The 11,388-nt window shown below is 62.6% G+C and carries 2 protein-coding genes and 4 pseudogenes; 4 read left to right on the top strand and 2 right to left on the bottom strand.

Going from position 1 to position 11,388, the window contains the following annotated elements:
• The first annotated feature begins 382 nt into the window (after positions 1-382).
• From aceE to msrA, 4 genes and pseudogenes are all read left to right on the top strand, one after another.
• Positions 383-3,029, top strand: a pseudogene (aceE, locus tag LN139_RS23670) (pyruvate dehydrogenase (acetyl-transferring), homodimeric type).
• Positions 3,030-3,040: 11 nt separating this feature from the next.
• Positions 3,041-5,020 (top strand): annotated as a pseudogene (gene aceF, locus LN139_RS23665) (dihydrolipoyllysine-residue acetyltransferase).
• A 337-nt stretch (positions 5,021-5,357) separates the two neighbouring features.
• Positions 5,358-8,035 (top strand): annotated as a pseudogene (locus LN139_RS23660) (putative bifunctional diguanylate cyclase/phosphodiesterase).
• Positions 8,036-8,098: 63 nt separating this feature from the next.
• Complete coding sequence (gene msrA, locus LN139_RS23655; RefSeq protein WP_236357478.1) at positions 8,099-8,743, top strand: peptide-methionine (S)-S-oxide reductase MsrA; 645 nt, start codon at positions 8,099-8,101, stop codon at positions 8,741-8,743.
• A 32-nt stretch (positions 8,744-8,775) separates the two neighbouring features.
• Here the strand turns inward: msrA and LN139_RS23650 are convergent, their stop codons facing one another.
• Both LN139_RS23650 and putP read right to left on the bottom strand, forming a co-directional pair.
• Entirely contained in the window at positions 8,776-9,627 is an 852-nt protein-coding gene (locus LN139_RS23650; protein ID WP_236357475.1) for a 23S rRNA (adenine(2030)-N(6))-methyltransferase RlmJ, read from the bottom strand.
• 88 nt (positions 9,628-9,715) lie between these two features.
• Positions 9,716-11,202 (bottom strand): annotated as a pseudogene (putP, locus tag LN139_RS23645) (sodium/proline symporter PutP).
• Positions 11,203-11,388: the final 186 nt, after the last annotated feature.

Raw genomic sequence — 11,388 nt, 5'->3', positions numbered from 1 at the left:
GTCTATCCTTGAAGCCGCTAAATCCGGCAATTGCAGTTAAATGAAGGGAGGTAGTGCCCGAGCTACATGTCGAACAAAAGTGAAATATTGTTCGAGCTGGATGAAACCTGGCAGAAATCATCAAGAGCACCCGCTTGCTGACTTATTTTTGAACTACGGGATCGTTTATTCTCACAACCCTTGGAAGGCTATCGAGCCAAATCCCTGTAGTTTTACTACTGCCCGTGTCGTCCGCAAACATGAAAACCGAATTGATTTGTAGTAAAACTACAGCCCGCCGGGCCAACCTCCGGTAATCCAAGAATTCATGTCGTCTGCCCACAAGGCCAGTCGCAAACTCAGGCCATCCGATTCTGGTGGCCTTTCCGCCCTGGAGCAAGCCATGCAAGACCTCGATCCCGTCGAAACCCAGGAATGGCTGGACGCCCTGGAGTCGGTTCTCGACAAAGAAGGCGAAGACCGCGCTCACTACCTGATGACCCGCATGGGCGAACTGGCCACCCGGACCGGCTCCCAGCTTCCCTATGCCATCACTACGCCCTATCGCAACACCATCCCGGTCACGCGTGAAGCGCGCATGCCCGGCGACCTGTTCATGGAGCGCCGCATCCGCTCGATCGTGCGCTGGAACGCGCTGGCAATGGTCATGCGTGCCAACATGCAGGACCCTGACCTGGGCGGTCACATCTCCACCTTCGCGTCCAGCGCCACGCTGTACGACATCGGCTTCAACTATTTCTTCCAGGCTCCGACCGAAGAACACGGCGGCGACCTGATCTACTACCAGGGCCACGCTTCGCCCGGCATTTACGCTCGCGCCTTCCTCGAAGGCCGCTTGAGCGAAGAGCAGATGCTCAAGTTCCGCCAGGAAGTCGACGGCCAGGGCCTGTCGTCCTACCCGCACCCGCACCTGATGCCCGACTTCTGGCAGTTCCCGACCGTGTCGATGGGCCTGGGCCCGATCACCGCGATCTACCAGGCGCGCTTCATGAAGTACCTGGAAAACCGCGGCTTCATCCCCGCCGGCAAGCAGAAGGTATGGTGCTTCATCGGCGATGGCGAGACCGACGAGCCGGAAACCCTGGGCGCTATCTCCCTGGCCGGCCGCGAGAATCTCGACAACCTGATCTTCGTCATCAACTGCAACCTGCAGCGCCTCGACGGCCCGGTTCGCGGCAATGCGAAGATCATCCAGGAACTCGAAGGCGTGTTCCGTGGCGCCAACTGGAACGTCAACAAGGTCATCTGGGGCCGCATGTGGGACCCACTGTTCGCCCAGGACCACGACGGCCGCATGCAGCGCCGCATGGACCAGGCCATCGACGGCGAATACCAGAACTACAAGGCCAAGGACGGCGCCTACGTGCGCAAGCACTTCTTCGGTGCCGACCCTGACCTGCTCAAGCGCGTCGAGAACCTCTCCGACGACGAGATCTGGAAACTCAACCGTGGTGGCCACGACCCGTACAAGGTCTATGCCGCGTACCACCAGGCGGTCAACCACAAAGGCCAGCCGACCGTCATCCTGGCCAAGACCATCAAGGGTTATGGCACCGGTGCCGGCGAAGGCAAGAACACCGCGCACAACGCCAAGAAGGTCGATATCGAGTCGCTGAAGAAATTCCGCGATCGCTTCGACATTCCGTTGAACGACTCGCAACTCGAAGAGCTGCCGTTCTACCGCCCCGCCGAAGACAGCGCGGAAATGAAATACCTGCGCAAGTGCCGCGAAAAGCTGGGCGGCCACCTGCCGCAACGCAACCGTGGCACCGTCAGCATCCCGACCCCGCCGCTGGAGATTCTCAAGTCGGTGCTCGACGGTTCGGGCGACCGCGAAATCTCCACCACCATGGCGTTCGGCCGCATCCTGGCTGCCATGGTCAAGGACAAGGAGCTGGGCAAGCGCATCGTGCCGATCCTTGCTGACGAGGCCCGTACCTTCGGTATGGAAGGCATGTTCCGCCAGCTGGGTATCTACTCCCCGGTCGGCCAACTGTACGAGCCGGTCGACCGCGACCAGGTGATGTACTACCGCGAAGAAAGACGGCCAGATCCTTCAGGAAGGCCTGAACGAAGCGGGTGCATTCTCCTCGTTCATCGCTGCGGGCACCGCCTACAGCGACTACGACACCCCGATGCTGCCGGTCTACATCTTCTACTCGATGTTCGGCTTCCAGCGTATCGGCGACCTGGCCTGGGCAGCTGGCGACGGCCAGACCCGCGGCTTCCTGCTGGGCGGCACCTCCGGGCGCACCACCCTCAACGGCGAAGGCCTGCAGCACGAAGACGGCCACAGCCACATCCTGGCCAGCACCATCCCCAACTGCCGCAGCTATGACCCCACCTACGCCTACGAGCTGGCGGTGATCATGCGCGAAGGCACCTACCGGATGATGGAGAAGCAGGAAAACATCTACTACTACATCACCGTGATGAACGAAAACTACCACCAGCCGGCCATGCCGGAAGGCGTGGAAGACGGCATCATCGAAGGGATGTACCTGCTCGAAGAAGACAAACGCGAAGCAGCGCACCACGTTCAACTGCTGGGCTGCGGCACGATCCTCAACGAAGTTCGCGAAGCAGCCAAGATCCTGCGCAACGACTACAACGTCGGCGCCGATGTGTGGAGCGTGACCAGCTTCAACGAGCTGCGCCGTGATGGTCTGGCCGTGGAGCGCAGCAACCGTCTGCATCCGGGCAACGAGCCCAAGCAGAGCTACGTCGAGCAGTGCCTGAACGGGCGCAAGGGCCCGGTCGTTGCCAGTACCGACTACATGAAGCTGTTCGCCGAGCAGATTCGCCAGTGGGTGCCGGTCAAGGAATACAAGGTGCTGGGCACCGACGGCTTCGGCCGCAGCGACAGCCGCCGCAAACTGCGTGATTTCTTCGAAGTGGACCGCCGTTGGGTCGTACTGGCCGCGCTCGAAGCGCTGGCCGACCGTGGCGAGATCGAACGCAAGGTCGTGGCCGAGGCCATCACCAAGTTCGGTATCGACCCGGAAAAACGCAACCCGCTGGACTGCTAAGGAGACGCCTTGTGAGCGAATTGATACGCGTACCCGACATCGGCAGCGGTGAGGGTGAAGTCATTGAAATCCAGGTCAAGGTCGGCGACCGCATCGAAGCCGAGCAAAGCCTGGTGACCCTGGAGTCGGACAAGGCCAGCATGGAAGTGCCTGCGCCCAAAGCCGGCGTGGTCAAGGCCATCAAGGTCAAGATCGGCGACCGCCTCAAGGAGGGCGACGACCTGATCGAGCTGGAAGCCGACGGCGCTGCCGAAGCCGCCGCGCCTGCGGCCGCGCCTGCCGCCGAGGCTGCTCCGGCAGCCAGCGAGGCGCCAAAGGCCGAGGAAAACCCGCAGCCGCCCCGCGCCGGCTGCAGGCAACGCCGCGCCACAGAACGTCAATGTTCCGGATATCGGTTCTTCGGGCAAAGCCCAGGTGATCGAAATTCAGGTCAAGGTCGGCGACACGGTCGAGGCTGACCAGTCGTTGATTACCCTGGAATCCGACAAGGCCAGCATGGAGATCCCGTCTCCAGCTGCCGGTGTGGTCGAAAGCATCAGCGTCAAGCTCAACGATGAAGTCGGTACCGGTGACCTGATTCTGGTCCTCAAAGGGGCTGCCGGGGCTTCGGCTCCTGCGGCCGAAGAGGCGCCGAAGGCTGAGGCCGCCCAGGCCCCAGCCGCCGCACCGGCTGCTGAAAAACCGGCTGCGCCGGCTGCCGCCAGCGTTCAGGAAATCAAGGTTCCGGACATCGGCTCGGCCGGCAAGGCCAAGATCATCGAAGTGCTGGTCAAGGCCGGTGACACGGTCGAGGCCGACCAATCGCTGATCACCCTGGAATCCGACAAGGCCAGCATGGAGATTCCTCGCCCGCCGCTGGCGTGGTGGAGAGCGTGATCGCCAAGCTCGACGACGAAGTCGGCACTGGCGACCTGATTCTCAAGCTGAAGGTCCAGGGCGCAGCACCCGCGCAGGCTCCGGCCCAGGCCGCCGCGCCTGCTGCTGCACCGGCCAAGGCCGAGGCACCTGCCGCCAAGGCTGAGACTCCGGTGGAGCACGTGCACGCTGGTGCATCGGCCAAGCCCGGCGCCAAGGTTCATGCAGGCCCGGCGGTTCGCCAACTGGCCCGCGAGTTCGGTGTCGAGCTGTCTCAGGTCAACGCCACCGGCCCACACGGCCGCGTGTTGAAGGAAGACGTGCAGGCCTACGTCAAAGCCATCATGAGCAAAGCCAAGGAAGCGCCTGCCGCCTCCGCCGCTGCGCCCACCGGTGGTGCTGGCATCCCGCCGATTCCGACCGTCGACTTCAGCCGCTTCGGTGAAATCGAAGAAGTGCCGATGACCCGCCTGATGCAGGTCGGCGCTGCCAACCTGCACCGCAGCTGGCTGAACGTCCCGCACGTGACCCAGTTCGACCAGGCTGACATCACCGAGCTGGAAGCCTTCCGCGTTGCGCAGAAGGCTGTGGCCGAAAAAGCCGGTGTGAAGCTCACCGTGCTGCCGCTGCTGCTCAAGGCCTGCGCCTACCTGCTCAAGGAGCTGCCGGACTTCAACGCCTCGCTCGCGCCAAGCGGCAAGGCTGTGATCCGCAAGAAGTACGTCAACATCGGCTTCGCGGTCGACACCCCTGATGGCCTGCTGGTGCCGGTGATCAAGAACGTCGACCAGAAGAGCCTGCTGCAACTGGCCGCCGAGGCCGCTGCGCTGGCTGAAAAAGCCCGTAACAAAAAGCTGTCCGGTGACGACATGCAAGGCGCCTGCTTCACCATCTCCAGCCTCGGGCACATTGGCGGCACCGGCTTCACGCCGATCGTCAACGCGCCGGAAGTGGCCATCCTGGGTGTCTCCAAGGCAGCCATGGCACCAGTGTGGGATGGCAAGGCATTCCAGCCGCGGCTGATGCTGCCGCTGTCGCTGTCCTACGATCACCGTGTGATCAACGGCGCGGCGGCTGCTCGCTTCACCAAGCGCCTGGGTGACGTGCTGGGCGACATTCGCACTATCCTGCTGTAATCATGCAGCAGGGCGCCTAGCGCCCTGATGTGCAGGCAGATCCCCGCTCCCTTGACTGGGCAGCGGGGTTTTTTGCAATTTTTTGCCCTCAAAACCGCCTGAAACCCGCCTTCGCGACAAATCATTTCGTTATTACGGAATTTTCTTCCGTCGCCTTGCTCTATGCACCAGATTTTCCCCTGCACGAAAATGCCCGTGCATCAGGGCTGAAGAAATCTTCCCAACGGTCGACACACTGAAGGCATTACGCCACCCTGTCACTTGTCAGCGCCGTCGCCATGATGCAACCTTGGCCCATGCGTGGTCGTTGGCCCCGCACTTCAGAAGTGAGCACTCGATGAAAAGCCAGCCAGATGCTGCCACGCGTATGGCAGCCGAGGTAGTGACGCAGTTGCCGGTGCCCTCGCGCCTCGGCATGTTGCGTTTCGAGCGGCTGAACGAGGCCAACTGGGCGCTGCTTTATCTGGATCCCAATTGCGAGCGCGACTTCGGCCTGCAAGCCTCTGAGCTGTGCGCTCTGATCGGCTCACCCTACGCAAGCCTCATGGAGCCGGAGCAGCGCTACCAGCTGCACGATGCCATCCAGGAGCAGCTGGCTTATCGCAATTACTATCTGATCCGCTACACGCTGCACACCAACCATGGGCCAGTGAGCATTCTGGAGCTGGGCGAGCCGTATCGTCAGCATCACCGGCAACTGTTGCGTGGTTACCTGCTGATGGTCGATGACGCCCTCGGCGCGCCTCAGGCGCCCCAGAGCGACCGGCTGGAAATGGCCCTGGAACAAAACCAGCGTGCCCAGCAGGAGCAACTGCAGCACCTGGAAAGGGTCCGTGCACAGCAAGACCTGATCCTGCGCCTGGCGCGCCAACGCTATGTCACCAACGACCCGCTGCTCGAGGCCGCCGAGCTGATCACTCGCAGTGCATGCGACATCTACGCTGTGGACTCCGCGAGCCTCTGGCACCTGGACGGCAAATGCTTCGTGCCGATCACCGCCTGGTCGGCGCGCCACGAATGCCATACCGTGCCGGACGCGCTCAATGCCAGCGGCACCCCGGACTACCTCGAGGCCCTGCACAGCAGCCGGGCTATCGCCGCCGACAACACAGCCACCGACCCGCGCACCCACGAGCTGGCTGAGCGCCTGGCGCATCGCAATGTGACCGCGATCCTGGACGCCAGCATTCGCGTGGACGGCCAACTGGTGGGCGTGCTCTGCCTGGAACAGCAAGGTGCCGCGCGGCCCTGGCAATCGGACGAGGTTGCCTTTGCCGGTGAGCTGGCCGACCAGTTCGCCCAGGTCATCACCAGCCAGAACCGCCGCGCCGCTACTCAGTGCGCTGAACCTCTTCCAGCGTGCGGTCGAGCAAAGTGCCAACGCCTTTTTGCTGGTCAATTGCGGATGGCATGGTGGAGTACGTCAACCCCAGCTTCACCGCCATCACCCAGTACACCACTGAGGAAGTACAAGGCCATCGGCTTTCAGAGCTGCCGGCGCTGGAGAACCTCGGCGAGCTGTTGTTCGACGCGCCGTCTGCGCTGAGCCGCAACAATAGCTGGCAGGGCGAATTCAAGAGCCGGCGCAAGAACCTGGAACCCTACTGGGGCCAGTTGTCGATCTCGAAAGTGTTCAATGATCAGCGCGAGCTGACTCATTACATCGGCATCTACGAAGACATCACCCAGGCCAAGCTGGCCCAGCAGCGTATCGAACGGCTGGCCTACACCGACAACCTGACAAACCTGGGTAACCGCCCGGCATTCATCCGCGCCCTGGACGACCGCTTCTGCCGTGATGGCGAGGCGCCCATCGCCCTGATGCTGGTGGACATCGATAACTTCAAGCGCATCAACGACAGCCTCGGCCACCAGACCGGTGACAAGCTGCTGATCAGCCTGGCTCGGCGGCTGCGCAACAGCTTGAGCGCCTCAGGCACGCTCGCGCGTTTTGCCAGCAACGAATTCGCTGTGCTGCTGGATGCCACCGACCCCGAGGCTGCCCAGCAAACGGCGATGCAGGTGCTCAAGACACTCGACAAGCCAATGTTCGTCGACAGCCAGCTGATCAACGTGACCGCCTCGGTGGGCCTGGCCTGCGCGCCCTTGCACGGGCACGATCCGCAGACCCTGATGAAGAACGCAGGCCTTGCGCTGCACAAGGCAAAGGCCAACGGCAAGCATCAGGTTCAAGTGTTCACCGAAACCCTGCATGCCGAGGCCAACTACAAGCTGTTCGTGGAAAACAACTTGCGCCGCGCGCTTACCCAGAACGAGCTCGAGGTGTTCTACCAGCCCAAGATCTGCCTGCGCAGTGGCAGGTTGCTGGGCATGGAGGCGCTGCTGCGCTGGAATCACCCAGAACGCGGCATGATCCGCCCGGACCAGTTCATCAGCGTGGCCGAGGAAACCGGCCTGATCATTCCCATCGGTAAATGGGTGATCCGCCAGGCCTGCCGCATGAGCAAGTGCCTGAGCACTGCTGGCCTGGGGGACCTGAGCGTGGCGATCAACTTGTCACCGAAACAGTTCTCCGACCCGGATCTGGTTGCCTCGGTGCGCACGATCATGGAGGAGGAACAACTGCCCGCGCATCTGCTGGAGCTGGAGCTGACCGAAGGGCTGTTGCTCGAAGCCACCGAGGACACCCGGCAGTTGCTGAGCCAGCTCAAGGGCCTGGGGCTGTCGCTGGCGATGGACGATTTCGGAACGGGCTATTCATCGTTGAGCTACCTGAAAAAGTTCCCCATCGACGTGCTGAAGATCGACCGCAGCTTCATCAGCGAAATCCCGTCCAACCCGGACGACATGGAAATCACTTCGGCGGTGATTGCCATGGCGCACAACCTCAAGCTCAAGGTAGTGGCCGAGGGCATCGAGACCGCCGAACAATTGACCTTCCTGCGCCGCCACCGCTGCGACGTGGGCCAGGGCTACCTGTTCGACAAGCCCATTCCTTCCACTGAGTTGATCAGTGCCCTGGCGCGCTACCCGCGCGGCCCTGAGCACACCTGACAGCTGCGAAACCCTCAGGCACACTCGGTGGTCTATCGACCAACTGCCTGGAGGAAATGGCCCATGGTCCTGCGCTCTGAAATTCTCGTGAACAAGAACGCGCTGCCCAGCGCCGAGCAAGCACTGCCGGGCCGCGAATCACCCATGGCGGTGCCGGCCGAGCATTTCGTCAATGGCCACCCGCTGCAAGCGCCATTTCCGGCGCACCTGCAAACCGCGATCTTCGGCCTGGGCTGCTTCTGGGGCGCCGAGCGACGCCTTTGGCAACAGCCCGGCGTGTACAGCAGTGCGGTCGGCTACGCCGGCGGCTTCACCCCGAACCCCACCTATGAAGAAGTGTGCTCGGGCCTGACCGGCCACAGCGAAGTGGTGCTGGTGGTGTTCGACCCAACCGAAACCAGCTACGAGAACCTGCTCAAAGTGTTCTGGGAGTCGCACAACCCTACCCAGGGCATGCGCCAGGGCAACGACATCGGCACCCAGTACCGCTCGGTGATCTACGCCACCGACGAGCAGCAGCTGCATGCTGCGCTGGCCAGCCGCGAGCAGTATCAGGCAGCCTTGGGTGAAGCGGGCCTGGCCGGCATCACCACCGAAATCCAGATGGCGCCGACGTTCTACTATGCCGAGGCGTACCACCAGCAGTACCTGGCCAAAAACCCTGAAGGCTACTGCGGGATTGGCGGCACTGGCGTCTGCTTCATCTGAGCTGAGCTGAGCTTCAAGCTGCTAGCTTGGGGCTAGCGGCTAGCGGCTTCGGAAATAAGCCATTCGAGTTTGTAGCTGCCTTGGCTCTGGCCCAGCAACTGGGCCAGCCATGGCAGCAGCTCTTGCAGTTCTTCTTCCAGGCCCCAAGGCGGGTTCGAAATGGCCAGCCCAGAGCCGTTCAAGCTGTTAGGCGTGCTTTCGTCGTGAACGTACAGCTCTGCGTTGAGCAGCTTCGGCGCGCCGGTACTGGTCAGTTCCTGATGGAAACGACGCATGGCCCGGGCATCGTCCTTGATCGGGTACCAGATGGCCACGATGGTCTGGCGCATGCGGCCAATAGCCTCTCTCATCGCCTTTACACAGCGGTCCAGCTCGTCGAGCTGTTCGAACGGCGGGTCGATCAACATGATCGCGCGCTTTTCGGCCACCGGCAGCAATGCCCTCGGCAGGTGCCAGCCCTCACCCTGATGAACGGTGACGCGTGGGTCGCGCTGGTAGTTTTCCTTGAGCAACTGGCCGTCGTCGGGGTGCTTCTCGTTGAGCAGCACGCGATCTTGCTGCCGTGCCAGGCGGCGGGCCAGTTCGGGAGAGCCGGGGTAGTAACGCAGTTCACCGTCCGGGTTGAGCTTTCGCACGACGCGCAGGTAATCGTCGCAGCCCACTGGGGCGCCCTGGGCGCTCCACAGGCGGGCGATGCCTTCGAGGTACTCGCCGGTGCGGCTGGCCTGGTCGCCCTGCAGGTCATACAGGCCAAGCCCTGCGTGGGTGTCGATATAGGCGAACGGCTGCTCCTTGCGCAGGAACAGGCCGATCAGCCGAGTCAGGACTATGTGTTTGAACACGTCGGCATGGTTGCCGGCGTGAAAGGCATGGCGGTAATTCATCGTGTGGTATCGGCGGGCGGTGGCACCTATGGGCCGCGCAGTGTAACCGCACACGGCCCCACGGCCAAAGGCCGGGGGCCCAGTGGCATCAGCGCAGGGCCTGCCGATACGCCTGCTCGGCACCTTCGAAGCGTTCTGTGATCGCCAGCGACACCCGCCCCAGGCGGCTGACCACCACGATGGCAAGTGTGGCGGCGATAAAGCCCGGGATCATTTCATACAGCTCCCACCAGGCGCCCTCGCGCCACACCAGCACCGTCACCGCACCTGCCAGCATGCCAGCGATGGCGCCGTTGCGCGTCACGCCGCGCCACAACACCGAGAGCAGCACCAGCGGGCCAAATGCAGCACCGAAGCCCGCCCAGGCATAGCCCACCAGCGCCAGCACACTGCTGTTCGGGTCGCGAGCCAGCATGATCGCCACCAGCGCGACGACCAGCACCATCACGCGCCCTACCCACACCAGCTCACGCTGTGAAGCACGGCCGCGGATGAACTGCCGATAGAAGTCCTCGGTCAATGAGCTGGAGCACACCAGCAGCTGGCAACTCAGGGTGCTCATCACTGCCGCGAACACGGCCGAGAGCAAAACGCCTGCGACCCAAGGGTTGAACAGCAGGCGCGACAGCTCCATGAACACCACCTCCTGGTTCGCCACCACGGGAGTGGCCAGGTGCGGGTTGGCCTGGAAGAACGCCACGCCGAAGAACCCTACCGCACAAGCGCCACCCAGGCACAGGACCATCCAGGCCATGGAGATACGCCGCGCCCTGGTGATGGACTTGACCGAGTCGGCTGCCATGAAGCGCGCCAGGATATGGGGCTGCCCGAAATAGCCCAGGCCCCACGCCAGCAAAGACAGCGTACCCACCCAGGTGGCGCCCTTGAGCATCTCGAAATGCTCAGGATGGGCCGCATGAATCATCGCAACCGACGCCTCCCCTCCTCCCGTCGCGATCACCACCATCACCGGCGTTAGGATCAACGCGAAGATCATCAGCGTGGCCTGCACCGTGTCGGTCCAGCTGACGGCAAGGAAGCCGCCGATCAGCGTGTAGGCAATGGTGGCCGCGGCACCGGCCCAGATCGCCTGCTCATACGGCAGGCCGAAATTGCTTTCGAAGAATCGCGCCCCGGCCACCACGCCGGAGGAGCAGTAGATGGTGAAGAACACCAGGATCACCAGCGCCGACATCATCCGTAGCACACCACTGCGGTCATCGAAGCGGTTGGCGAAATAGTCCGGCAGGGTCAGCGCGTCGTTGCTGTGCTCGGTGTGCACACGCAACCGCCCGGCCACGAGGCGCCAGTTGAGCCAGGCACCAGTGACCAGGCCCACGGCGATCCACCCGGCCGAGAGGCCCGAAAGGTAGATCGCCCCGGGAGGCCCATCAGCAGCCAGCCGCTCATGTCCGAAGCGCCCGCCGACAGCGCGGTGACCACGCTGCCGAGGCGCCGCCCGCCGAGCACGTAGTCCGAAAGGTTCTGCGTAGAGCGATAGGCGTAAAAGCCGATTGCCAGCAGGAGCAGCGTATAGGCAAGAAAGGTTATCAGCGTGGGGTTGCTCACACTCATCGTTAGCCACCATGTTGTTATTAGGGGAGGTAGGCGCTACCGGGGTTGCACCACGAGGGCGCATCCTGCGGGCTGAACTCACATGGCTCAATGGGTTTGGAAGTCATATAGCCCTTTCCTACAACACTTTCAGACCATTCCTACTTTCTTGTTTTAAAAGGAAATAGTGCTCAAAAGCCTGAGAAC

The organism is Pseudomonas sp. KNUC1026, from assembly GCF_021650705.1.
Lineage (GTDB): Bacteria > Pseudomonadota > Gammaproteobacteria > Pseudomonadales > Pseudomonadaceae > Aquipseudomonas.
Note: the sequence above shows the minus strand (reverse complement) of the source record. Positions and strands in the feature narration are given on the sequence as shown.

Coding starts and splice junctions, on each gene's coding strand:
- msrA (WP_236357478.1), top strand. CDS start 8,099: ATGGTCCTGCGCTCTGAAATTCTCGTGAACAAGAACGCGCTGCCCAGC.
- LN139_RS23650 (WP_236357475.1), bottom strand. CDS start 9,627: ATGAATTACCGCCATGCCTTTCACGCCGGCAACCATGCCGACGTGTTC.